Raw genomic sequence first — 25,058 nt, 5'->3', positions numbered from 1 at the left:
GTTGTGAATCGTCTGATGGAACATCTGCTCGCCGGGAAACCGACCCGGCGGACTTGGAAGGGATTGGCGGGGATCAGGGGGATCTTTCGCCTCAATCAGGAGAACAGGGATGACGAAGTCTTTCAGCTTCGGTCTTTTGACCGCGTCCATGCTGGCGCTGAGCGCGGGCGCCGCCTTTGCCGATTACGAACTCAATATTCTTCACATCAACGATTTCCATTCACGCATCGAGTCGATCAACAAATTCGATTCCACCTGCTCGGCCGAGGAGGAAGGCAAGAAGGAATGCTTCGGCGGCGCCGCCCGCCTGAAGACTGCGATCGACCAGCGCCGCCAGGCGCTGTCGGGCAAGAATGTCCTTCTCCTGAATGCCGGCGACAATTTCCAGGGCTCGCTCTTTTACACCACCTACAAGGGCGCGGCCGAAGCCGAATTTTTGAATCTGATGAAGTTCGACGCCATGACCGTCGGCAATCATGAATTCGACGACAGCGAGGATGGACTTGCGACCTTCCTCGACAAGGTGCAATTTCCCGTCGTGACCGCGAACGTTAAGGCGAGTGCCGTCTCAAAGCTCGGCGATCGCATCAAGCCCTCGCTGGTGCTCGATGTCGGCGGCCAGAAGATCGGCATCGTCGGCGCCGTCACCAATGATACGCCGGAGCTCTCCTCGCCCGGCCCGAATGTCACGATCGAAGATGACGTTCAGACGATCACATCAGCCGTGCAGGACCTGAAAAGCAAGGGGGTCAACAAGATCATCGCGCTGACCCATGTCGGCTATCCCCGCGACCTAGCGTTCATCGCCAAGATCCCGGACGTTGATGTCGTGGTCGGCGGCCACTCCCACAGCCTGCTTTCCAATACCGATCCGAAGGCCGAAGGCCCGTATCCGACGATGGTCGACAACCCCGGTGGCTATAAGGTGCCGGTCGTCCAGGCCGCCTCTTACAGCAAGTATCTCGGCGACATCGTCGTCAACTTCGACGACAATGGCGTCGTCAAGGATGCCAAGGGCGATCCAATCCTGATCGACTCGTCCTTTACACCCGATCCGGCCGTCGTCACCCGCGTCGCCGAACTGGCAAAACCGATCGAAGAACTGCGCAAAAAGGTGATCGGCTCCTCCGAAGGTCCTATCGAGGGCGATCGCAAGGTCTGCCGCGTCAAGGAATGCTCGATGGGCAATCTGGTGGCCGACGCCATGCTTGACCGTACGAGGAGCCAGGGCGTCACCATCGCCGTTCAGAATGGCGGCGGCCTGCGTGCGTCTATCGACGGCGGCGATGTCACGCAGGGCGAAGTCATCACCGTCCTGCCTTTCCAGAACACCCTCGCCACTTTTGAAGCCACTGGCGCGGAAGTCGTCAAGGCGCTTGAGAACGGCGTCAGCCAAATCGATCAGGGCGCCGGCCGCTTCCCGCAGGTCGCCGGCCTGAAGTTCTCGTTCGACCAATCGAAGCCTGTCGGCAGCCGCGTCAGCGATGTTCAGGTGAAGGAGGGCGACAATTTCGCGCCAATCGATCCGGCCAAGACCTACAAGATCGCCACCAACAACTTCATGCGATCAGGCGGCGATGGCTATTCGATCTTCAAGGAAGGCAAGAACGCTTACGATTACGGTCCGGATCTCGCCGACGTGACTGCCGACTACGTGGCCGCGCATTCGCCCTATAAGCCCTATACCGATGGCCGTATCAACGAGGTGGCGCAGGCCGCGCCCGCACCCTCCGCGGAACCGGCGCCCGCCGCTCCGGCACCCTCGGCCCCTGCGCCTGCAGCTCCCGCTCCATCTGCCGAACCGAGCCCGGCTCCGGCAACGCCCGCTCCCGCAGAACCGGCGCCAGCACCTTCTGCACAGGCTCCCGCTGCAGAGCCCGCACCGGCCCCGAGCGCCGCTGCTCCAGCCACGGAGCCTGCCCCGACCGCCGCTCCCGCATCCGCCACGCCGTCCACCCACGTCATCGCCGAGGGCGACACATTCTGGGATCTCGCCGAGACCTTCTATGGCGATGGTACGCTGTGGCGGAAGCTTTCGGATGCCAATGGCAAGCCCAACCCACGTCATCTGACGGTCGGCAAGGAGATCCAGGTTCCCGCAAAGTAAGACGATTTGTCTCGACACCATAGGCCGGCCCGGGGTTTCCCGGGTCGGCTTTTCTTTCTATAGGGTGAACCATGTTCTCGAGGCTGCGTATCAGCCGACGAGACAACGACCGTTGGGGCCAGAATGACAGCAGATATTTCACTCCGTCCGGCAGATCATCCAGCCATCAAATCAGGCAAGATCGGCGTCCTGCTGGTCAATCTCGGCACGCCCGACGGCACCGACTACACCTCAATGCGCCGCTATCTCAAGGAGTTCCTGACCGATCGCCGCGTCATCGAATGGTCTCGCTGGAAGTGGTATCCGATCCTCTTTGGCATCGTGCTCAACACCCGTCCACAGAAAGTCGGCAAGGCCTATCAGTTGATCTGGAACAAGGAGAAAAACGAAAGTTATCTCCGCACCTACACGCGCAACCAGTCGGAACTGATGACCGAGCGCCTGCGGGATCTCGAAAATGTCAAGGTCGACTGGGCGATGCGCTACGGCACGCCGTCGATCGCTTCGCGCATCGACGCGCTGAAGCAAGAAGGCTGCGATCGTATTGTGCTTTTCCCGCTTTATCCGCAATATGCGGCGGCGACGACCGCGACGGTCAACGACAAGGCCTTCCAGCAGCTGCTCACCATGCGCTGGCAGCCGGCGCTGCGCACCGTGCCCGACTATCATGACGACGAGACCTATATCGAGGCGCTCGCCCAATCCGTCGAAAAGCACCTTTCGACGCTCGACTGGAAGCCGGAAATGCTGCTCGCCTCCTTCCACGGCATTCCGATGTCCTATTTCAAAGAGGGCGATCCTTATTACTGCCAATGCCAGAAGACCGGCCGGCTGCTGCGCGAGCGCCTCGGGCTGACCAAGGAAAACTTCATGGTCACCTTCCAGTCCCGCTTCGGGCCGGAGGAATGGTTGCAGCCCTATACCGACAAGACCGTGGAGAAGCTCGCTCAGGACGGCGTCAAGCGCATCGCCGTCATCAATCCCGGCTTCGTCTCCGACTGTCTGGAAACGCTCGAGGAGATCGCCGAACAGGCCGCCCACTCATTCCATGAGAATGGTGGCGAGAAGTTCGCGCATATCCCCTGCCTCAACGACAGCGAGGACGGCATGACGGTGCTGGAAAAGGTCGTTCGCCGCGAGCTGCAGGGCTGGGTCTGAGAGACTCTCGACAGAAAGCTGGGGCCTGACAAGTCGCCGGTAGCAGTCGGGTGACGTAGCCGAGGCGGAACCTCCTTCTCAGTTGGAGTCGGGGCGGTTGCGCCCTCATTTCTTCCTCGCAAATAACGTGCTAACTCACCACATCAGTTGGGCAGGCGCGCATGCGCCGATGGGAGGAATTTTTCATGCTGTTCGGCGGCTTCGACATCGTCGTGATCGTGCTGGTCATCTTCGTCATTTTGGTGCTCTTTGCCGGGATCAAGACCGTACCGCAGGGCTATCGCTACACCATCGAGCGCTTCGGCCGTTATACCCGCACGCTGGAGCCGGGCCTCAACCTCATCACTCCCTTCATCGAGCGCGTCGGAGCGCGAATGAACGTGATGGAGCAGGTACTGAATGTGCCGACCCAGGAAGTGATTACCAAAGACAATGCCTCGGTTTCAGCCGATGCCGTCGCCTTCTTTCAGGTTCTGAATGCTGCCCAGGCCGCCTACCAGGTTTCCCACCTCGAAAATGCCATCCTCAATCTCACCATGACCAACATCCGCTCGGTCATGGGCTCCATGGATCTCGACGAACTGCTTTCCAACCGCGACGCGATCAATGACCGGCTGCTGCGCGTCGTCGATGAGGCGGTGCAGCCCTGGGGCATTAAGGTCACCCGCGTCGAAATCAAGGACATCCAGCCGCCGCGCGACCTCGTCGATGCGATGGCCCGCCAGATGAAGGCCGAGCGCGAGAAGCGCGCTCAGGTACTGGAAGCCGAAGGAGCGCGCAACGCGCAGATCCTCAGGGCCGAGGGCGCCAAGCAATCCGCGATTTTGCAGGCAGAAGGCCAGCGCGAAGCCGCCTTCCGCAACGCCGAAGCCCGCGAGCGACTGGCCGAGGCCGAAGCCAAGGCGACGAAGATGGTCTCCGAAGCGATTGCCGCCGGTGATGTTCAGGCGATCAACTATTTCGTCGCCCAGAAATACACCGAAGCGCTCGCCTCGGTCGGCTCGGCGCCCAATTCCAAGATCGTGCTGATGCCGATGGAAGCCTCTTCCATCCTGAGCTCGCTCGGCGGCATCGGCGCCATCGCCCGCGAAGTCTTCGGGGACGCCGGCAATCCGCCGCCGCCTTCCCCGCCGCGTCCGCGTCCCGCGCCGATCCGCTCTACACCGCCGATCAATCCGCCTGCCCCCAATCCCTTCAATCCGGATCAGGAGCGATAAGCCATGCTGGCGAAGATCATCGCCGAACTCGGTCCATGGAACTGGTGGGTTGCGGGCCTCGTGCTGCTCGCCGCCGAAATGATCGTGCCCGGTTTCTTCCTCGTCTGGATCGGCCTCGCGGCCTTGATCGTCGGCGCACTGTCGCTGCTCTTCTGGGACAGCGCCTTCTGGGTCTGGGAACTGCAAGCGATCCTTTTTGCGGTTCTGGCCGTCGCCACGACCTTTGCCGGCCGCCGGCTGACGCTGCGCAGCGCCGAGACCGACGAGCCCTTCCTCAATCAGCGCGGCGCAAGTCTTGTCGGACGCACCGCCACGCTGCAGGAGCCGATCCGCGAGGGCCGCGGCCGCATCCGCCTCGACGATACGCTATGGCAGGTAATGGGCCCCGATTTGCCCGTAGGAACACAGGTGAAGGTCATCTCGTGTCATGGCCGCGACCTGCGGGTCGAACCGGTCTGATCAGGCGACGCCGATCCGCAGCAGGTCGTGGAAGTGCACCAGCCCGATCGGCCTGATATCCTCGTCGATAACGATCAGGGCACCGATGTGGTGCTGGTTGAGCAGCGCCAGAGCCGCCGTCGCCAGCACCGTCGGTTTCACCGTCTTCGGCGTCGTCGTCATGATGTCGTCGACGGCAAGCTCAGCAAGATTGCGGCTCAGGTTCCGAGCCATGTCGCCTTCGGTGACGATGCCGCAGAGCCGCCCATCCTCGTCGAGCACGCCGACGCAGCCGAAATGCTTTCGCGACAGCACCGTGATCGCCTGCGGCATCGGCGTGCCTTTGGCAACGAGCGGCACCTTCTCGCCGGTATGCATGATATCGGCGACATGCATCAGGCTCGCACCCAGCTTGCCGCCGGGATGAAAAACGTGGAAATCGGTGGCGGAAAAGCCCCGCGCCTCCAGGAGTGCGACCGCCAAGGCGTCGCCGAGTGCAAGCTGCATCAGCGTCGAGGTCGTCGGCGCCAGCCCGTTGGGGCAGGCTTCCTGTTCATTCGGGACCAGAAGCACGATATCGGCGGCCGTCGCAAGCGAGGAAGCTTCGCTGCAGGTGATCGCGATCAAGGGGATCGAGAAGCGCCGCGTGAAGGAAATGATACTCTTGAGCTCGGCGCTCTCGCCGCCTTTGGAAATCGCCAAGACGACGTCATCGCGCGCGATCATGCCGAGATCGCCATGATTGGCTTCGGCCGCATGCACGAAAAAGGCGGGGGTGCCGGTCGAGGCGAATGTCGCCGCGAGCTTGGTACCGATATGGCCGCTCTTGCCGACGCCGGTAACGATAACCCGGCCGGAGATGTCGCCGATGATTTCGACGGCGCGGGTGAAAGGGCCGGCCAGTCCGTTGTCAAAGGCCCGTTCGAGCGCTTCAAGACCGCGTTTCTCGGTCTCTATCGTGCGTTTTGCCGATTCGAGCACGCTGTTTTCAACGAGTTTGATCGCTCTTCTGTTCATGGAGATGCGTTAGACCTTTTCACTTTCCAAGTCCACCCCGCACCATTCCCGAATTGTGAACAGCGCCCGCCGGCGACAACGAATGATTAACCACAAGGCTTTACCTTTGAGTAAGAACCGAAAGCATGTCAGGCGAGTGAATGGGCCAACCAAAACAGACGAGCAGTGTGACGCCGCTCCGCGCGATGAGGCGTGTCGTCTGCTTTACTGCGTTCGGCACACTGCTGTTCGGCCAGACTGCAGCACTCGCACAGTCCGCCTCACAGCAGCCTGTCGCTAGCCGCTCCGCCAGCCCGGACAATCGCACTACGAACAATGCCGCAGCCGGTTTCGATGACGAAATCAGCGTTTCTACCACTCCTGTGGCAACGGGTGCGGCGGGAGATCCGGACGATACCCGGCAGAGGCCCGCCATACCGGACGCGCAAGCCGGTGACGACATTACCGGCTCCATCCTCGATGAGGACATGCGCCGACTGAACACCCGTGAAGCGCGGATCGACGAGACGCCGCCGATCCGCAGGGCTGGCGAAAATGCCTCGACGGCAGAAACACCCGGTATTCCGATCGGCACTTTCGTGCTCCGCCCGAGCGTGACCCAAAGCATCAACACCGAGACCACCAAGGACGGCAATACCAGGCAGCGGCGCGCTTTCCTCGAAACGGACGCAGCCGCGACGCTCACCTCCGACTGGGGACGGCACCAGCTGACCGTGACCTCGGAAGGCGCCTGGCAGAGGAATATCAGCGGTGAAGGCGAGGAGCAGCCGTCCTTCAAGGTCAACGGCGATCTCCGGCTGGACCTTCCCGACGACACGGTCGCGCATCTCACGGCCGGCTATAATTTCTACCGCGAGGATACGGACGATCCCGATGCCATCGCCGATGCCACACAGCAGTCCGACGTGCAGGAGTTCACCGCCGGCGCCTCCGTCCAGCGCGATTTCGGCATCCTGCGCGGCACGACGGCGCTCGCCCTGAACCGTTCGATCTATTCCGACGCCACGCTTGCGAACGGCACGACCGTGGCGTTGAGCGATCGCAATCAGACGACCGGTACGCTGCGCGGTCGCGTCGGCTACGAGCTGTCGCCGGCGCTCATCCCATTCATCGAGGCCACGATCGGCCGTACGATCTACGACGAGACGCGCGATTCCGCCGGTTACGAGCGCTCAAGCCATAGTTATGGCGCCAAAGCTGGCGTCGAGGTCGACCTCGGCGAAAAGCTGAAGGGTGAAGTCGGCGTGGGCTACGAAAGGGCGGATTTCGAAGACAGCCGGCTGGCCTCGATCGATACGGCCACGCTCGATGCGAGCCTGCTCTGGTCACCGATCCGCGGCACCGACGTCAATCTCGACCTGCAGACGAGCATCCAGCCCTCGACCACCGCTGGCGAGAGCGGCTACGTCTCGCATGCGCTGACGACGACCGTCACCCACCAGCTGCGCGACAATCTGGTCGGAACCATGATCGGCGGCGTCATATGGCGCGACTATCCCACCGACAGCACAATTAGCGACGAGCTCGTGTATACTGCGGCGACCGGCCTGACCTGGAACATCAACCGCTATCTCGATCTCACCAGCACGCTTGGCTACGAACTGACGACGCGCAAGGACGGCGACGACTCGCGGCAATGGCGCGCGGGGGTCGGCCTCAAGCTGAAAAGATAAACGCCGCGCTTCGATGGAAGGCGCGGCGTTTATCAATGACAAGTCTGAGTGAAGCCTTACTTCAGCCCTGCGAGCAGTTCCTTGAAGCCGCCTTCGACAGACGGACGGATATCAGCACGTTCGAGGGCGTAGGCGACGTTTGCCAGGATGAAGCCGTCCTTGGCGCCGCAGTCGTAGGTCGTGCCGCGGAAATGGTAGCCGGCGAAATCCTGTTCCTTCAGTAGCTTCAGCATGCCGTCGGTGAGCTGGATCTCGTTGCCGGCGCCACGTTCCTGAGTTTCGAGGATCTTAAAGATCTCCGGTTGCAGGATGTAGCGGCCGTTGATGAAGAAGTTGGACGGCGCCGTTCCCTTGGCAGGCTTTTCCACCATGCCGGTGATGCGGAAGCCTTCGCCGATCGCTTCGCCGACGCCGACGATGCCGTATTTATGAGCCTGATCGGGCGCACATTCCTCGACGGCGATGATATTGCCGCCGCTCTGGCTGTAGAGATCGATCATCCCCTTCATGCAGCCCTTGTCGCCCTTCATGATCATATCCGGCAGCAGCAGCGCAAAAGGTTCGTCGCCGACGATTTCGCGGGCGCACCAGACGGCGTGACCGAGGCCGAGCGGTTCCTGCTGACGGGTGAAGCTTACCGTTCCTGCCTTCGGCAGTTGCTCGGCAAGAAGGGTAATTTCCGCTTCCTTGGCGCGCTCGCGCAGCGTCTGTTCCAGCTCGAAATGGATGTCGAAGTAGTCTTCGATAATGTGCTTGTTGCGTCCGGTAACGAAGACCAGATGCTCGATTCCGGCTTCGAGCGCCTCATCGACGACATATTGAATGATAGGCTTGTCGACAACGGTCAACATTTCCTTCGGAACAGCCTTCGTTGCCGGCAGGAACCGCGTTCCCAACCCTGCCACCGGAAAAACTGCCTTACGAACTTTATTGTGATGCGCCACACAGGCCTCCTGCTTTGACTAAATCGCCTTTTAAATAAAGCCGTTCATGTCTGACTAGTATAGAATTGCTACTGTTTTGCAATGGTGACCGCCGCGGGCCGCCATGGTAAAGAATTTGTTGACTCCGTTCCTGTAGTCTCGGGTCTGGGCGGACATGATGCCCCCTGCTGCACCGAAAACTGAAGATGACGGATACGACTGTCGATGATCCAGAATCACAAAAACTCCCTTCGTGGCCTTGCTCTCGCCCTCGTTGTCGCCGCCCAGGTGGGGCTGGCCCCCGACAACGCGAAAGCCGATTCCCGGTTCCAGAAATGGATCGCGGACTTTTACCAAACAGCCGCTGAGAGTGGCATCAGTAAGGCAACTTATCAAAAGGCCTTTTCCGGGGTGAGCGAACCCGACCCGACCGTGCTCGAAAAGGCGGCCTATCAACCGGAATTCACCTCGAAGATCTGGGATTACATTGATTCCCGCGTTAACCCCTACACCGTCAGGATCGGCCGCGAGATGGCCGTCAAGCATGCGCGGACGCTCAATGCGATCGAGCAGCGCTTCGGCGTCGACAAGACCATTCTGCTCGCGATCTGGTCGATGGAATCGAATTACGGCGCGATTCTCGACAAGGACGACCGGCTGCACTATGTGCCGCGCGCACTGGCAACCCTTGCCTATGCCGATCCGAGCCGCGCCAAATTCGCCAAGAAGCAGCTGGTTGCCGCGCTGAAGATCCTCCAGAACGGCGATGTGCCGGCACGTCAGATGACCGGCTCCTGGGCGGGCGCCATGGGCCACACTCAGTTCATCCCGACAAGCTATCTGCTCTACGCTGTCGATGCCGACGGCAACGGCCATCGCGATATCTGGAATTCGGTGCCGGACGCGCTGGCGACCTCGGCCAATCTCCTGATGAAGAACGGCTGGGATACTGGCAAGACCTGGGGCTACGAGGTCGTCGTCCCCGCGGCAGCCGCCAAGCAGATCGGCAAGACCCATACGCTCGCCCAATGGGCGGAGCTCGGCCTGAAACGGCCGAATGGCAAGGCCTTCCGCGACGGCGGCACCAAAGCCGTATTGAAAATGCCGGCCGGAGCCGGCGGCCCCGGATTTCTGATGACGGCAAACTTCTTCACCATCAAGAACTATAATGCGTCGGACAGCTATGCGCTTGCCGTCGGCCTGCTGGCCGACCAGATCGCCGGCTATGGCGCCATGCAGCAGCGCTGGCCGCGTCCCGACGGCGCGCTCGACATCACCGAGAAATTCGAGCTGCAGACTCGTCTCAAGACGCTCGGATATTACAATGGCGAGGTCGACGGCAATTTCGGCTCAGGTTCGAAAGCGGCGATATCGGCCGTGCAGGAGCGAATCGGCATGCAGCCGGACGGCGAGCCCTCGTTGCCGCTTCTGAACGCGCTTCGCCGCTAGAAGCGGCCCAACCGTGACCTACATAGCGGGGGTAGAAGCTGGCTTGCCCTCTGCGGAACTGCCCATGATGAAGAAAACTGACCGGACGCCTAAAATCCGCTGGCTCATGCTCGCCTTGATGGCGGCTTCGCTTTGTCTCGGCGCTGTTGCGCCGGTGACTGTCGCGCAAGCCCAAGAGCAGCGCTATCAGCGCCGGTCGATCTTGGATTTCTTCCTCGGCAGGCGCTATCTCGACGACAGCCCGCAGGCTCCTGATGTACCGCAGCCGAAACGCCAGCAGCGCAAGCGCCCGCCGCCAGCCCAGAAAGCCGTGATCAATACCCGCACCGCATCGCCTGTGCGCCCGCCGGTGCAGGAAGAGCCGGTCGTGCAGAAGCTTGGCGACGCCCGGAAAATCCTGATCGTCGGCGATTTCCTTGCCAGCGGCCTCGGCGACGGGCTCACCGCCGCCTTCGAGACTTCACCGGGCGTCGCTGTCGAAGCCCGCGGCAACATTTCCTCGGGCCTTGTCCGCGACGACTATTACGACTGGCCGGAACAGTTACCGAAGATGATCGACGAGCTGAAGCCGGCAATGGTCGTCGTCATGATCGGCGCCAATGACCGCCAGCAGATGGTGACCGACAGCGCGAAGGAGAAGTTCCGCACCGACGGCTGGTTTGCCGAATATCGCCGTCGTGTCCTTTCTTTCGGAAAGGAAGTCACCAGCCGCAAGATACCGCTGCTCTGGGTCGGTCTTCCTGCCTTCGAATCCGATCAGATGACGGCCGATGCTGTCCAGATGAACCAGCTCTATCGTAACCAGGTCGAGAGCATCGGCGGCGAATTCGTCGACATCTGGGATGGCTTCGTCGACGAAAACGGCACCTTCATCGTCACCGGTTCCGACGTGAACGGCCAGCAGGTGCGCCTGCGCACCTCCGACGGCATCAACCTTACGCAGGCCGGCCGGCGTAAGCTTGCCTTCTATGTGGAAAAGCCCGCCCGCCGGATTCTCGGAACCCAGGCAAGCCCCGATCTGGTGCGCCTCGATGAAAGCAACCTGCCGGGCCTCGGCCTTCCCACCAATCCGGTCGAGCATACCGTGCCGATCAGCCTCTCCGATCCCAATCTTGATGGCGGCGCCGAGCTCCTGGGAGCAAGGCCGCCACCGGTGACGCTGACGAAATCGCCGCGCGATCTCCTGGTCGAGCAGGGCGAGATGACGCCGGCACCTGTCGGTCGCGTCGACGACTATCGCATGCCGGCGGCCAAGACGCCGGCCGAAGTCTCGGTGAAATAGAAACTAGGCGAGGCGGCCTTCTTATGCTGCCTGCGGCCAGCTCAGATAATAGTAATTCGAGCCGATCAGCCCGAAGAAGGCATGGCTGGCACTCGTCTGGTCGACATAGCTGCCGTTCTCCTTGACGAAGGCCCCGTCGCTGCCGCGCTCCAGATGCGCATCGAGGAAGTCGCTCCAACCGCTGACATCGATCGCCTCGCCGGCCTTGCTTTCGGTGTCGGCCTCGTCCGGATCATCGATGTCCCAGGCAGGGACCGACACGCCCTGCGTCGGATCGGAGATGGTGAGCGTGCCTGCTTCGAGCGCAGCCAGCATATCGTGAGCCTTGCCGCTTTCGCCTTCGGCCGCGGCTGCTTCCTGCAGCTGCTGCTTCAGCATCGACATGAAGGAGGCGCTGGTCACATCGGCGCTGTCGCCAGTCGTGTCAGTCTCATCTGAGGTGTCGTCCTTGGACGAAAGCGCGCCGAGCAGCCCCGACAGCGCCTGATTGGAAAGAAGCGACGCCGAACTCGAATCGAGTCCATAGCTGCTCAGAATGCTCGCCGCCGACGAACTCTGCGTATCCTCTGAGCTTTCATCGGAGCTACGAAGATTCTTCAATGCGTATTGGGCCGAAACCATCCTGGTATTATCGAGTGCAGAAACCATTTGAATAATCCTTGTCGATCATTCGCGGCGGCTCCTCCTGAGCCCGCGTCAGGCATAAGCCTCACCCTCCGGCATTGCTTCAAGCTTGCGCCCCAGCCTGGCGCGTCAAGCGGTCGCACCGGCGAAAAGAGGTCCCGCCGGATGCGCCGCGCACAATAAAAAACTCCGCCGGAAAGGCGGAGTTCGTGTCTTCGCCAGCCTATATGAGGTGCGATCAGTTCGGCAGGACGGTCGAGCCCATCAACGCCTCGTCGATGGCGCGCGCTGCTTGGCGGCCTTCGCGGATCGCCCAGACCACCAGCGACTGGCCGCGGCGCACATCGCCCGCCGTCCAAAACTTGTCGACCGAAGTCTTGTAGTCGCGGTCGTTTGCGACGACGTTGGTCGAGCCGCGCTTGTCGGTGTTGAGCGTCAGCTTGCCTTCGAGCTCCTTCAGCACGCTTGTCGTGAACGGGCCGCGGAAACCGATGGCGATGAAGGCGAGATCGGCGCGAATGACGAATTCCGTACCGGCGACCGGCCGCCGGCGCTCGTCGACCTCGCAGCACTTGACGCCGGTCAGCACGCCGTCTTCGCCGATGAATTCGAGCGTCGCAACCTGGAATTCGCGCACTGCGCCCTCAGCCTGCGAGGAGGACGTGCGCATCTTCGTCGCCCAGAAGGGCCAGACAGCAAGCTTGTCTTCCTTCTCAGGCGGCTGCGGCCGGATGTCGAGCTGGGTGACCTTGACGGCGCCTTGGCGGAAGGCCGTGCCGACGCAGTCCGAAGCCGTATCGCCGCCGCCGACGACGACGACATGTTTGGCGCCGGCAAGAATCGGATCCGACGGCCAGCCGACACTGTCGATGTTCTCGCGCCCGACGCGGCGGTTTTGCTGCACCAGATAGGGCATCGCATCATGCACCCCGGCAAGGTCGGTGCCCGGAATGCCCGCCTCGCGCGGCGTCTCGGAGCCGCCGCAGTAAAGGACGGCGTCGTGTTCGGCCAGCAATTGTTCGACCTTGACGTCGACGCCGACATTGACGCCGCAATGGAAGGTCACGCCCTCGCCCTTCATCTGCTCGACGCGACGGTCGATGAAGTTCTTCTCCATCTTGAAGTCGGGAATGCCGTAGCGTAGCAAACCGCCCGGCTTGGTCTCACGCTCATAGACATGCACGTCGTGGCCGGCGCGACCGAGCTGCTGGGCGGCAGCCATACCGGCGGGGCCGGAACCGATGACGGCGACCTTCTTGCCGGTATGGACCGTTGCCGGCTGCGGCCGGATGAAACCGAGTTCATAAGCCTTGTCGGCAATCGCCTGCTCGACTGTCTTGATGGCGACCGGCGCATCCTCGAGATTCAAAGTGCAGGCTTCCTCGCAGGGGGCGGGGCAAACGCGGCCGGTGAACTCCGGGAAGTTGTTGGTGGAATGCAGGTTCTGGATCGCCGCTTCCCAGTTGTTGTTGTAAACGAGGTCGTTCCAGTCGGGAATCTGGTTGTGAACCGGGCAGCCTGTGGGGCCGTGGCAATAGGGGATGCCACAGTCCATGCAGCGCGCCGCCTGTTTCTGCACTTCCGGGTCCGACATCGGGATCGTGAACTCGCGGAAATGACGGATGCGATCCGACGCCGGCTGGTACTTCGCCACCTGCCGGTCGATCTCCAGAAATCCTGTTACCTTACCCATTTCTTCGTCCCTTACCCTCATGACCGCCTCACCCGCGGCCAGTTTCTGTCATCAGTCCCGGTATCCCGGGCGGGTTGCTTCTCATGACCGTCATTGGAACATATCCCCTGAACCATCCGCACGATCCAGGCGGCCTTCACCGGCATGATCGTTACGGGTCATCGAGACGTTTCCGACATCGGCCATCTGCGCTCGGCAGGCGGCCGATATCCGGCGCAAATCACTCCGCGGCGATACCCATCCGGCTACGCTCCATTTCCTCGAGCGCACGGCGGTATTCCACAGGCATGACCTTGCGGAACTTCGGACGGTAGTCGGCCCAATTGTCGAGGATCTGCTTGGCGCGGGCGGAGCCCGTATAGTGCAGATGGTTGGAGATCAGCTGGTAGAGACGCTCCTCGTCATGACGCGTCATGTCGCCCGAGACGTCGACACGTCCCTTGTGCATGAGATCGCCGCCGTGATGATGCAGCTTCTCCAGCATGTCGTCCTCCTCCGGCACCGGCTCGAGTTCGACCATCGCCATGTTGCAGCGGCTGGCGAAATCGCCTGTTTCATCGAGCACGTAAGCGACGCCGCCGGACATGCCGGCCGCGAAGTTGCGGCCAGTGCCGCCGAGCACGACGACGACGCCGCCGGTCATGTATTCGCAACCATGGTCGCCGACACCTTCGACGATGGCGATCGCACCCGAATTGCGCACGGCGAAACGTTCGCCCGCAACGCCGCGGAAATAGCATTCGCCCTCGGTCGCACCGTAAAGCACGGTGTTGCCGACGATGATCGAGTTTTCGGCGACGATCCGCGAATTCTCCGGCGGCCGGATGATGATCTTGCCTCCCGAAAGCCCCTTGCCGACATAGTCGTTGCCGTCGCCGATCAGGTTGAAGGTGACGCCGCGCGCCAGGAATGCGCCGAAGCTCTGCCCCGCAGTGCCGCGAAGCGTCACGTTGATCGTGTCTTCCTTCAGCCCACGATGGCGGAAGCGCTTGGCGACTTCGCCGGAAAGCATTGCGCCCGCCGAACGATCGACGTTCTTGATGCCGACCTCGAAGGCGACGGGCGTCTTGTCGGTCAGCGCCGGCTGCGCGAGCTCGATCAGCTTGCGATCGAGGATATCATCGATCGGGTGCTGCTGCCGGCTCGTCCAGAAAGTCTCCTCCTTGGCAGCCTCGACCTTGTGGAAGATGCGGCTGAAATCGAGGCCTTTCGCCTTCCAGTGCGCCAGCATCTCGTCCTTCTCGAGGAGCTCCGAAGCGCCGATAATGTCGTCGAGCCGGGTGAACCCGAGCGAGGCGAGGATCTCGCGCACTTCGTTGGCGACGAAGAAGAAGTAGTTGATGACGTGCTCCGGCGTGCCCTTGAAGCGCTTGCGCAGCACCGGGTCCTGCGTCGCTACTCCCACCGGACAGGTGTTGAGATGGCACTTCCGCATCATGATGCAGCCGGCCGCGATCAGCGGCGCGGTGGCAAAGCCAAACTCGTCGGCGCCCAGCAGCGCCCCGATGATGACATCGCGGCCGGTCTTGAGGCCACCGTCCACCTGCAGCGCGACTCGCGAACGCAGGCCGTTCAGCACCAGCGTCTGCTGGGTTTCGGCAAGGCCGATCTCCCAGGGGCTGCCGGCATGCTTGAGCGAGGTCAGCGGCGAGGCACCCGTGCCGCCGTCGAAGCCGGCGACCGTGATATGGTCGGCGCGCGCCTTGGCGACACCGGCGGCGACGGTGCCGACGCCGACTTCGGAGACCAGTTTGACCGAGACGTCGGAGGTCGGGTTGACGTTCTTCAGATCGTAGATCAGCTGTGCCAGATCCTCGATCGAATAGATGTCGTGGTGCGGCGGCGGCGAGATCAGGCCGACACCCGGCGTCGAGTGGCGGGTCTTGGCAACGGTCGCGTCGACTTTATGACCCGGAAGCTGACCGCCTTCGCCGGGCTTGGCGCCCTGCGCCACCTTGATCTGCAGCACGTCGGCATTGACCAGATATTCGGTGGTGACGCCGAAGCGGCCCGATGCGATCTGCTTGATCGCCGAGCGTTCCGGGTTCATCGAACCATCGGAGAGCGGCATGTAGCGGTCGGATTCCTCGCCGCCTTCGCCGGTGTTCGACTTGCCGCCGATCCGGTTCATGGCGATCGCCAGCGTCGTATGCGCCTCTCTGGAGATCGAGCCGAACGACATCGCCCCGGTCGAGAAACGTTTGACGATATCGGCGGCCGGCTCGACCTCGTCGATCGATACCGGCTTACGTCCGAGCGCCTCGGCGCTCTTGATGTTGAAGAGCCCGCGGATCGTGTTCATCCGCAGCGCCGAGTTGTTCACCATTTCGGAGAATTCGCGGTAACGATCCTCGGCATTGCCACGCACGGCATGCTGAAGGGCTGCAACCGCGTCCGGGGTCCAGGCATGGCTTTCGCCGCGCATGCGGTAGGCATATTCGCCGCCAATATCGAGCGTTGTCGCCAGCAGCGGATCCTTGCCGAAGGCTGCGGTGTGGCGGGCAACGGTCTCTTCAGCGATCGCTTCGAGGCCGATGCCTTCGATCATCGTCGCGGTTCCGAAGAAATACTTATCGACCAGTTCCGACGACAGGCCGATCGCATCGAAGATCTGCGCGCCGCAATAGGACTGGTAGGTCGAGATGCCCATCTTCGACATCACCTTGAGGATGCCTTTGCCGACCGCCTTTATGTAGCGGTAGACAATTTCGGAGGCATCGACTTCCTTCGGAAACTCGCCCTTGGCATGCATGTCGAGCAGCGTGTCGAAGGCGAGATAAGGGTTGATCGCCTCGGCGCCGTAGCCGGCGAGCAGGCAGAAGTGATGCACTTCGCGCGGCTCCCCCGTCTCGACGACGAGACCGACCGAGGTGCGAAGTCCCTTGCGGATCAGGTGATGGTGCACGGCAGCCGTCGCCAGCAGCGCCGGAATGGCGATTCTGTCGGGACCGATCTGGCGGTCGGAGAGCACGATGATGTTGTAGCCGCCCTTGACGGCCGCCTCCGCGCGCTCGCAGAGCCGGTCGAGCATTTCAGGCATGCCAGCCGCGCCGCGCTCGATATCATAGGTGAAATCGAGCGTCTTGGTGTCGAAGCGGTCTTCCGTATGGCCGATCGAGCGGATCTTTTCGAGATCGCCATTGGTCAGGATCGGCTGGCGCACTTCGAGGCGCTTGGCGTTCGCCATGCCCTCGTGGTCGAGAATGTTCGGGCGCGGGCCGATGAAGGAGACCAGGCTCATGACGAGCTCCTCCCGGATCGGATCGATCGGCGGGTTCGTCACCTGCGCGAAGTTCTGCTTGAAATAGGTATAAAGCAGCTTCGGCTTTTCCGACATTGCCGAGATCGGCGTATCCGTGCCCATCGAGCCGATCGCTTCCTGACCCGTCGTCGCCATCGGCGACATCAGGATCCTGGTATCCTCGGTCGTGTAGCCGAAGGCCTGCTGGCGGTCGAGCAGCGACACGTCGCGGCGCAGCGCCCGCGGCTCCACCGGCTTCAGGTCTTCGAGGATGAGCTGGGTGCGGTCGAGCCAGTTGCGATAGGGATGCGCTGTCGCAAGCTTCGACTTCACCTCGTCGTCGGAGATGATGCGGCCTTCTTCCATGTCGATCAGCAGCATCTTGCCCGGCTGCAGGCGCCACTTCTGGATGATTTTCTCCTCAGGAACCGGCAGAACGCCGGCCTCGGATGCCATGATGACGCGGTCGTCATCGGTCACGAGATAACGCGCCGGCCTGAGGCCGTTGCGGTCGAGCGTAGCGCCGATCTGCTTGCCGTCGGTGAAGGCGACGGCAGCCGGTCCGTCCCACGGCTCCATCAGCGCGGCGTGATATTCGTAGAACGCCTTGCGTTCGGCCGCCATCGACTGGTTGCCGGCCCAGGCTTCCGGGATCAACATCATCACCGCATGCGCCAGCGAGTAACCGCCGCGGACCAGGAATTCCAGTGCATTGTCGAAACAGGCCGTATCCGACTGTCCCTCGTAGGAAATCGGCCACAGCTTGGAGATGTCCTCGCCGAACAGCGGTGAGGAGACCGACGCCTGGCGCGCCGCCATCCAGTTGACGTTGCCGCGCAGCGTGTTGATCTCGCCGTTATGGGCGACCATGCGGTAAGGATGCGCGAGCTTCCACGACGGGAAGGTGTTGGTCGAAAAGCGCTGGTGCACGAGAGCGACCGCGCTTTCGAAACGCGGGTCCGACAGGTCCTTATAATAGGCGCCGACCTGATAGGCCAGGAACATGCCCTTGTAGACCACTGTCGCCGATGACAGCGACACTGGATAGAAGTTGCTCTCCTCGCCGTCGAACTCGTCATAGATACGGTTGGAGATCACCTTGCGCAACGTGAACAGCCGGCGCTCGAACTCGTCGTTGCTTTCGGCGTCTTCACCGGCGCCGATGAAGACCTGCACGTGATGCGGCTCGGTCGCGGCAATATCAGGCGCCTTGGAAAGCGAGGAATTGTCGACTGGCACGTCGCGGAAGCCGATGAAGACCTGGCCTTCCTCGACGATGACGTCCTTGATCACCTTCTTGAAGTGCTCGATCTGCTTTTCGTCGCGCGGCATGAAGATATGGCCGACGCCATATTCACCAACCGGCGGCAGGGTGATGCCCTGCGCGGCCATCTCCTCGCGAAAGAAGCGGTCAGGGATCTGCACCAGGATGCCGGCGCCGTCGCCCATCAGCGGGTCGGCGCCGACGGCGCCGCGATGCGTCAGGTTCTCGAGGATGAAGAGGCCGTCCTTGACGATCTGGTGCGACTTCTCGCCCTTCAGATGCGCGACAAAGCCAACGCCGCAAGCGTCATGCTCGTTGGCAGGATCGTAAAGCCCCTGCTTCTTCGGCAGGCCGGAAGCGGATTTGGACGTATTGGCCGTCGCGCGCGCCTCTGCAGCGGCAAACCGGTCAAATTCCATGGATGGCGTCTTCGTCATCGTCTTTCCTCCTGTCGAAGCCCGCGGGGCCGCGGGCGGCTTTTCGTCTTGCTTCGCAACCTGAAAATAGGTCCGTCGCATGACAGCGCTGTTGCATGGTGAAGATCGGCCGCAGACATCTGCTTCTTGAGGAAAGCAAACCGTCGCGTTCCGCGCCTGCCATTCGCCCCCGTGCGCCAGCCGGAGGGCTGACGCTCGGAAGAACTATAGCGTGAAAGCCCGTCGCTGCCAGGGTTTTCGGCGCCTCTTCGGCCACTAAGGCCAGAATAGGACAGCAACACTGTCCTAATTCATCAGCTCTATGCCAGAAACCTTCTCAGTCTGCAAGAGCGTCACGCCAAAAATCGTGATTTTGCGACGGAAGATTGCCAGAAAAACCCCAGTAGCGAAATAAAATTACGCAAGTTGGCCTCATTATTTTTATTAATTGCGTACTTCAATTTTCGTGATGTGTTAGTGCCGGCAACCTTGATCCCGTGAAGCTTTGGCGTAAGGTCCGCTGCGAACCTCCCAGCTCCTTCCACTCCCCAGGTCTCCACCATGTTCTTTGCTTCCGATAATTGGGCCGGCGCCCACCGATCCATTGCCGAACGCCTGCTGAGGGAATCGGCCGGATTTGCTCCGGCCTATGGCGCCGGCGACCTCGACAAAAAGGTCGAGGCTCGTTTCTCCGAGATCTTCGAACGTGAGGTTTCCGTTTTCTTCGTCGCCACCGGCACGGCCGCCAACTCCCTGGCGCTGGCGAGCGTTCAGCGTCCCGGCGGGATTACCTTCTGCCATTCGGAAGCGCACGTGATCGAGGATGAATGCGGCGCGCCGGAATTCTTCTCCGGCTCCGCCCGCCTCGTGGCCGTCGACGGTGAAGCCGGCAAGATCGATCCGGCGAAGCTTTCGGCAAAGATCGCCCACTTCCCCGAGGACGCCCTCCGTCAGGGCCGGGCCAGTGCTGTGACCATTACCCAGGCGACCGAGATCGGCACCGTCTATTCCCTGCCGGAGATCGGCGAGATTGCCGCAATATCCAGGAAGCGCAACCTGCCGCTCCACATGGATGGCGCCCGCTTCGCCAATGCGCTGATCGCGCTCGGCGCCACGCCGGCGGAGATGACCTGGAAACGCGGCGTCGACATGCTGTCCTTCGGCGGTACCAAGAACGGCTGCTGGTGCGCCGAAGCGATCATCTTCTTCAATCCGGATCAGGCAAAGGAAATGCCCTTCATTCGCAAGCGCGCCGCCCAGCTTTTCTCCAAGTCGCGTTTCATCGCTGCCCAGTTCGATGCCTATTTCGAAAACGGTCTCTGGCTCGATCTCGCCCGCCATTCGAACGCCACGGCCGACCGGTTGCGCGCCGGAATTGCCGCCAGCAGCGCCGGGCGCCTCGCCTGGCCGACCGCTTCCAACGAGGTCTTTGCCGTCATCAGCAAGAGTGCTGCAAGAAGCGCAGAGGAAAAAGGCGCAAAATTCTACGAATGGCCTGTGCCTGCGGCAACCTCGGAACTCGTTTCCGCAAGCGAAACCCTAATCCGCCTTGTCACCAGCTTCGCAACCACAGAAGCCGACGTGGATGGTTTCCTGAGGTGTCTGGCTGCCTGAGCGCCGATCGGTAGGGCTTGCCGACCGGTGACGGCGACGGGTCATGCGGACCTCAGCCCCCTTACTTTTTGCAGAATATCGTCGGACAGCGCCGCGACCAGCACCTGATCCGCGCCCTTGCGCGGCACCAAGACGAATTCCACGTCCTCGAGCACCGGCAGTTTCCCCGCGGCGATCTCTTTCAGTCCGGCGGGAGCCATACTGCGCGGCTGCACCAGCACACCCATTCCCGCCCGCGCTGCTGCCGTCAGCCCGCTCAGGCTGCCGCAAGTGCAGACGATTCGCCACGGCACGCCATTGCGCCCGAGCGCTTCTAGGGCGATCGCCCGCGTGACGCTCGGTGGCGGAAATGCGATCAGCGGCAGCGGGCCGGAGGCGAGTACTCGTTCAGGATCGCGCGCCAGCCAGACGAGCGGCTCGCGATAGACCAGCTTTCCGCGCCCATCGCCAAGTCGGCGCTTGGCAAGCACCAGATCGATTTCGCCATTGTCCTGCATTTCGTAAAGAACGCCGGAGAGCGCCACGGTCAGCTCCAGGTCCACAGACGGATGCAACCGAACGAAATCCTCCAGCACCGCCGGTAGCTGGCTGGTGACGAAATCCTCCGACACGCCGAGCCGGAGGCTGCCGCGCAGGCTGGTGCTCTTGAACAGCGCCTGCACTTGCCCCTCGATCGAAAGCATGGCGCGCGCACGCGAAAGCAGCGCCTCGCCATCACCGGTGAGCATCACCTTGTGCGTGTCGCGCGCGAGCAGCTTGCGTCCGAGTGCCGCCTCCAGCCGCTGGATATGCTGGCTGACCGTCGATTGCCCGAGGCCCAGCCTTTCCGCGGCAAGGGTGAAGCTGCCCATCTGTTCGACGGCGACGAAACTGCGCAACTGCGAGAGGTCGAGCATAGGAAATCCAGATTCTCAATAACTGTTATTTCTTGCATCCTGGATCATAATGGAGGACAGAACAATGGCTACTTTATTGCTGCGAGACCGCGATGCGCCGCTTTCTGCCCGATACGTTCACGATCCTGCTCGTCTGCGCCGTCATCCTCGCCTCCCTTTTTCCGGCGAGCGGCAGTTTTGCGGATTATTTCGGCATCGCCACCGATCTTGCCATCGCGGCGCTGTTTTTCCTGCACGGCGCGCGCCTTTCCCGTGACGTCGTCATCGCTGGTCTGCTGCACTGGCGGCTGCATCTGATCATCCTGCTGACGACCTTCGGCATCTTCCCACTGCTCGGGCTTGGGCTCGGCTTCATCCCCGACACGATCCTGCCACGGCCGCTTTATCTCGGCATTCTCTTCCTCTGCGTGCTGCCGTCGACGGTGCAGTCGTCGATCGCCTTCACCTCGATGGCGGGCGGCAACGTGCCCGCCGCGATCTGCTCGGCCTCGGCCTCGAACATTTTTGGCATGTTCCTGACGCCACTGCTGGTCGGCCCGCTCTTTTCCGTCGGCGGCCATGGCGGCTTCTCCTTCGACGCGCTTCAGCAGATCCTGCTGCAGCTGCTTGCCCCCTTTATCGCTGGCCAGATCCTGCAGCCCTGGATCGGCGATTGGATTCGCGCCAAGACGAAGATCCTGAAGCCGGTCGACCGCGGCTCGATCCTGATGGTGGTCTATCTTGCCTTCTCGACGGCGGTCGTCGAAGGACTGTGGAACACTTTCTCGATTGCCAACATCGCCGTCGTCCTCGTCGCCGACGTCGTGCTTCTGGCCTTTGTCCTTGTTTTGACGATGTTCGGTAGCCGCTGGCTGGGCTTCGACAAGGCCGACGAGATCACCATCACCTTCTGCGGCTCGAAGAAGAGCCTGGCAAGCGGCGTGCCGATGGCAAACGTCATCTTCGCCGGCCAGTCGATTGGCGCGATCGTGCTTCCCCTGATGCTCTTCCACCAGATTCAGCTGATGGTCTGCGCCGTCATCGCCCAGAAATATGCCGCAGCAGCAGCCCGGCGCGTAACGGAACAGCAGATGAAGGATGCCGCAAGCCCGGCCTGAACAATAAGATGAACGGCAACAAAAAAGGCGCCCCGATCGGGGCGCCGTCCGGTGTCCCAGAGGGACAGCTGTTAACCGTTAATGACCTGCGCCTCGATCGCCTTCGGAGCCTCGACCGGCTCGGCGGCAATCGCGATCTTGCGGGGCTTCATGGCCTCGGGAATGTTGCGCAGAAGATCGATGTGAAGCAGGCCGTTCTTCAGCGAAGCGGCTGACACCTCGACATGATCGGCGAGCTGGAAGCGGCGCTCGAAGGCGCGCTTGGCAATGCCGCGATAGAGGAATTCGCCGCCTTCGGCGGTTTCCTCGTTCTTTTCACCCTTCACGGACAGCACATGGGCATGAGCTTCGATCGAAAGCTCGGTCTCGTCGAAACCGGCGACCGCCATGGTGATGCGATAGGTGTTTTCACCGGTGCGCTCGATATTATAGGGCGGATAGGTCTGCGCCTGCTCCGGCTGAGCAAGGCTGTCGAGCATGGTGAAGAGCCGGTCGAAACCGACTGTCGAACGATAGAGGGGAGAGAAGTCTACGTGACGCATGATGTCCTCCTAGGGAAGCGACGTGTTGCGGTAAAATGCCCCTGAAACCCCATCTTGGCAGTCTCGGGACGGTTGCGCGGGCCCTTTTGGCACCCGCAGAATGGAGATGGTGATGCGATTCGAGGAGTTCAAGACCTTTTCGAAATCACCTCGACCGGCCGTGAACCCTGCGTGAACGGCCGGTTCGGAACGCGTTCAGACATGCCTGTCTAGAAATGACGATGTCGGGTGACACTGGCCCCGATGGCTGAAGTGCATCGTCCCTTCTTCTTCAGTCTAAACTTGGGCCGGCCGCGAGCGCCCTCACGCTCCCGCCGGCCCTTTTTCCCCGGCTTTCCAAGCTGGTCGCCATGCGCTATCCCTGAGGGAAGCATTCAGCAGCGGCGCATTGGTAAGTCATGGATCAGGTTCTCTATTCGACGCCCGATAATCCCGCCCCGGAAAACCGCACCGAAGGGTTCTTTGAAACCCATGACGGCCACCGGCTGCGTTACGCCGTTTTCCGCTCCGGTGGCCAGGTCGCCAAGGGCACGGTCGTCATCATCCATGGCCGCAACGAATATATCGAAAAATATTTCGAGACGATCCGTGACTTGACGGGCAAGGGCCTCTGGGTCGCGACCTTCGACCTGCGTGGCCAAGGCGGTTCGTCGCGGCTCCTGAAGCGCCGCAATCACGGCCATATCCGCCGCTTTTCCGATTACGAGCGCGACCTCGACACCTTCCTCGAAAAGATAGTGCTGCCGGATACCCGCCTGCCCTTCTACCTGCTCGGCCATTCCACCGGCGGGCTGATCGCGCTGTCGGCCGCTCCCTATCTCACTACCCGCATTGATCGCATGGTGCTATCGGCTCCCTTCATCGGCCTGACCGGTCAGTCGGCCTCGCCTCGCGTCATCCGCACCCTCGCCGGCGCGCTTACGACCGCCGGCCTTGGCTTCATGCCGCTGACTTCGAAGCTGAAGGATCCGGATTTCCGCGACAATCCGCTGACCTCGGACGAAGCGCGCTTCGAGCGCAATGTAGCGATGATGAAGGCTCATCCGGAACTGACGCTCGGGCCGCCGACGGCCCGCTGGCTGACCGAAGCCTTCCGGACCATGGACCGGGTCACCTCGCCCAACCATCTCTTCTCGATCACCATCCCGACCATCGTCATCGCCCCGACACGAGACGGCGTCGTGCCCTACACGGCGCAGGAGCGGCTCTCGCGTTATTTCCGCGCCGGCCAGCTGGTGCCGATCAACGGCGCCCGCCATGAGATCTTCCAGGAACGGGATATCTATCGCGCCGCGGCGCTGGCGGCCTTCCACGCCTTCATCCCCGGCAGCGATGCCGAGGAAAACCATGATGTCGCCGCCCTCGGCACATAAGCCGGAGCAAACGAGCTGACTGGCATCGGCCTTTCCGACCCGGGGCATCGGCTTTGCCGAGCCCGGCTTCAGCGCTGCAGGATGGCGATTGCCTGCTCATAGACCGCGCGGCTGCCCGCGGCGATGATCGAGCCGCCATTTTCCGGCCTTCCGCCGTCCCAGGTGGTGATGATGCCGCCCGCCCCCTCGATGACCGGAATAATGCCGCCGACGTCATAGGGCTTCAGGCCGTTTTCGATGACGAGATCGATATGACCGGCGGCAAGCAGCGCATAGGCATAACAGTCGCATCCATAGCGGAAGAGCCGCACCTGCGCCTCGATCTCCCGGTATTTCTCCATCTCGCCGCCGGTGAAGAGATGTGGCGAGGTCGTGAACAGGATGGCGCTCGAAAGTGCCTCGCACTGGCGGGTCACCAGCCGTCGCTCACCCTCCGGCCCGATATAGATCGAGCCGTTCTCGTCGGCAAAATAACGTTCGCCGGTAAAGGGCTGCTCGATCATGCCCATGATTGCCCGGCCTTGCCTCTGCAGACCGATCAGCGTTCCCCAGACCGGCACGCCCGATATGAAGGCGCGCGTGCCGTCGATCGGATCGATCACCCAGACATAGTCCCGGTCGAGCCCGACATCGCCATGCTCCTCGCCGAGAATGCCGTGGTCGGGGAAATTCTCCTCGATCAGCGCCCGGATGGCGAGCTCGGCCGCCCGATCGCCTTCCGTCACCGGATCGAAGCCGGAAGAAAGCTTGTTCGTGACATCGAGGCCGGAGCGGAAGCGCGGCAGCGTCTCGGCGCGGGCGACCTCCGCCAGACGATTGAAGAATGAACGGTCAGGAAGCATGGTGACACCGTTTGGCTGGCGGGAATGCGCTTTCATAGCGAAAACGAGCGGGAATGCAAACGACGAGGGCAACTTCGGGCGAATTGCCCAAAGATATCGCAGCGCAATATATTGCTTGACATTTGTGCAACGCAATAGTAGCGTCGTCATTACAGTCTTCTGACTGTAAATACCCTCCTTGGGTGTTTCCTC

General features: G+C 61.8%; 18 protein-coding genes. 10 read left to right on the top strand and 8 right to left on the bottom strand.

The features are described from left to right. Positions 1 to 109: 109 nt before the first annotated feature. From FHT70_RS02815 to FHT70_RS02800, 4 genes are all read left to right on the top strand, one after another. Complete coding sequence (locus FHT70_RS02815; protein WP_183698752.1) at positions 110 to 2,107, top strand: 5'-nucleotidase C-terminal domain-containing protein; 1,998 nt, start codon at positions 110 to 112, stop codon at positions 2,105 to 2,107. A gap of 123 nt (positions 2,108 to 2,230) precedes the next feature. Continuing rightward, complete coding sequence (gene hemH, locus FHT70_RS02810; RefSeq protein ID WP_183698750.1) at positions 2,231 to 3,265, top strand: ferrochelatase; 1,035 nt, start codon at positions 2,231 to 2,233, stop codon at positions 3,263 to 3,265. Positions 3,266 to 3,450: 185 nt separating this feature from the next. After that, positions 3,451 to 4,482, top strand: a complete 1,032-nt coding sequence (locus FHT70_RS02805; RefSeq protein WP_085779402.1) for an SPFH domain-containing protein — start codon at positions 3,451 to 3,453, stop codon at positions 4,480 to 4,482. A gap of 3 nt (positions 4,483 to 4,485) precedes the next feature. Then, positions 4,486 to 4,941 carry an NfeD family protein gene (locus FHT70_RS02800; RefSeq protein ID WP_085779403.1) on the top strand — a complete coding sequence of 152 codons (456 nt, stop codon included), beginning with the start codon at positions 4,486 to 4,488 and terminating at the stop codon, positions 4,939 to 4,941. Here the strand turns inward: FHT70_RS02800 and FHT70_RS02795 are convergent, their stop codons facing one another. Then, positions 4,942 to 5,937: a KpsF/GutQ family sugar-phosphate isomerase gene (locus FHT70_RS02795; protein WP_085779404.1), complete on the bottom strand. Its 996-nt coding sequence runs from the start codon at positions 5,935 to 5,937 to the stop codon at positions 4,942 to 4,944. Positions 5,938 to 6,077: 140 nt separating this feature from the next. On the opposite strand from FHT70_RS02795, the gene FHT70_RS02790 reads away from it, so the two are divergent. Then, entirely contained in the window at positions 6,078 to 7,610 is a 1,533-nt protein-coding gene (locus FHT70_RS02790) for an outer membrane beta-barrel protein (RefSeq protein WP_183698747.1), read from the top strand. A gap of 56 nt (positions 7,611 to 7,666) precedes the next feature. Here the strand turns inward: FHT70_RS02790 and galU are convergent, their stop codons facing one another. Further along, a complete protein-coding gene (galU, locus tag FHT70_RS02785) occupies positions 7,667 to 8,554 on the bottom strand; it encodes a UTP--glucose-1-phosphate uridylyltransferase GalU (RefSeq protein ID WP_085779406.1) in 888 nt (295 codons plus the stop codon). Between the two features lie 204 nt (positions 8,555 to 8,758). Here galU and FHT70_RS02780 point away from each other — a divergent pair, with 204 nt between their 5' ends. Together FHT70_RS02780 and FHT70_RS02775 are read left to right on the top strand one after the other, a co-directional pair. Beyond that, on the top strand, positions 8,759 to 9,982 hold the full coding sequence (locus FHT70_RS02780; RefSeq protein WP_183698745.1) for a lytic murein transglycosylase: 1,224 nt from the start codon (positions 8,759 to 8,761) through the stop codon (positions 9,980 to 9,982). Between the two features lie 64 nt (positions 9,983 to 10,046). Further along, positions 10,047 to 11,264 carry a DUF459 domain-containing protein gene (locus FHT70_RS02775; RefSeq protein ID WP_183698743.1) on the top strand — a complete coding sequence of 406 codons (1,218 nt, stop codon included), beginning with the start codon at positions 10,047 to 10,049 and terminating at the stop codon, positions 11,262 to 11,264. Positions 11,265 to 11,285: 21 nt separating this feature from the next. On the opposite strand, the gene FHT70_RS02770 is transcribed toward FHT70_RS02775, so the two are convergent. From FHT70_RS02770 to gltB, 3 genes are all read right to left on the bottom strand, one after another. Next, a complete protein-coding gene (locus tag FHT70_RS02770) occupies positions 11,286 to 11,912 on the bottom strand; it encodes a hypothetical protein (RefSeq protein ID WP_183698741.1) in 627 nt (208 codons plus the stop codon). Positions 11,913 to 12,126: 214 nt separating this feature from the next. Beyond that, the gene (locus FHT70_RS02765; RefSeq protein WP_085779410.1) at positions 12,127 to 13,581 is read right to left on the bottom strand and encodes a glutamate synthase subunit beta; all 1,455 of its coding nucleotides are present in this window, start codon (positions 13,579 to 13,581) and stop codon (positions 12,127 to 12,129) included. A 220-nt stretch (positions 13,582 to 13,801) separates the two neighbouring features. Continuing rightward, on the bottom strand, positions 13,802 to 18,523 hold the full coding sequence (gltB, locus tag FHT70_RS02760; protein WP_183698739.1) for a glutamate synthase large subunit: 4,722 nt from the start codon (positions 18,521 to 18,523) through the stop codon (positions 13,802 to 13,804). Between the two features lie 540 nt (positions 18,524 to 19,063). Between gltB and FHT70_RS02755 the strand changes: the two genes are divergently transcribed. Continuing rightward, positions 19,064 to 20,116, top strand: a complete 1,053-nt coding sequence (locus FHT70_RS02755) for a low specificity L-threonine aldolase (protein ID WP_183698737.1) — start codon at positions 19,064 to 19,066, stop codon at positions 20,114 to 20,116. Between the two features lie 41 nt (positions 20,117 to 20,157). On the opposite strand, the gene FHT70_RS02750 is transcribed toward FHT70_RS02755, so the two are convergent. After that, positions 20,158 to 21,012, bottom strand: coding sequence for a LysR substrate-binding domain-containing protein (locus tag FHT70_RS02750; RefSeq protein WP_097597251.1), 855 nt, complete (start codon positions 21,010 to 21,012; stop codon positions 20,158 to 20,160). 92 nt (positions 21,013 to 21,104) lie between these two features. On the opposite strand from FHT70_RS02750, the gene FHT70_RS02745 reads away from it, so the two are divergent. Beyond that, positions 21,105 to 22,109: a bile acid:sodium symporter family protein gene (locus tag FHT70_RS02745; RefSeq protein WP_183698735.1), complete on the top strand. Its 1,005-nt coding sequence runs from the start codon at positions 21,105 to 21,107 to the stop codon at positions 22,107 to 22,109. A gap of 71 nt (positions 22,110 to 22,180) precedes the next feature. Here the strand turns inward: FHT70_RS02745 and FHT70_RS02740 are convergent, their stop codons facing one another. Continuing rightward, positions 22,181 to 22,651, bottom strand: a complete 471-nt coding sequence (locus FHT70_RS02740) for an Hsp20 family protein (protein ID WP_097597249.1) — start codon at positions 22,649 to 22,651, stop codon at positions 22,181 to 22,183. Between the two features lie 398 nt (positions 22,652 to 23,049). On the opposite strand from FHT70_RS02740, the gene FHT70_RS02735 reads away from it, so the two are divergent. Further along, on the top strand, positions 23,050 to 24,024 hold the full coding sequence (locus tag FHT70_RS02735; protein ID WP_183698733.1) for an alpha/beta hydrolase: 975 nt from the start codon (positions 23,050 to 23,052) through the stop codon (positions 24,022 to 24,024). Between the two features lie 68 nt (positions 24,025 to 24,092). Here FHT70_RS02735 and hisN read toward each other — a convergent pair whose 3' ends face one another. Next, complete coding sequence (gene hisN, locus FHT70_RS02730) at positions 24,093 to 24,866, bottom strand: histidinol-phosphatase (protein WP_085780191.1); 774 nt, start codon at positions 24,864 to 24,866, stop codon at positions 24,093 to 24,095. Positions 24,867 to 25,058: the final 192 nt, after the last annotated feature.

This window comes from Rhizobium sp. BK049, assembly GCF_014193135.1.
Classification (GTDB): Bacteria; Pseudomonadota; Alphaproteobacteria; order Rhizobiales; family Rhizobiaceae; genus Rhizobium.
Note: the sequence above shows the minus strand (reverse complement) of the source record. Positions and strands in the feature narration are given on the sequence as shown.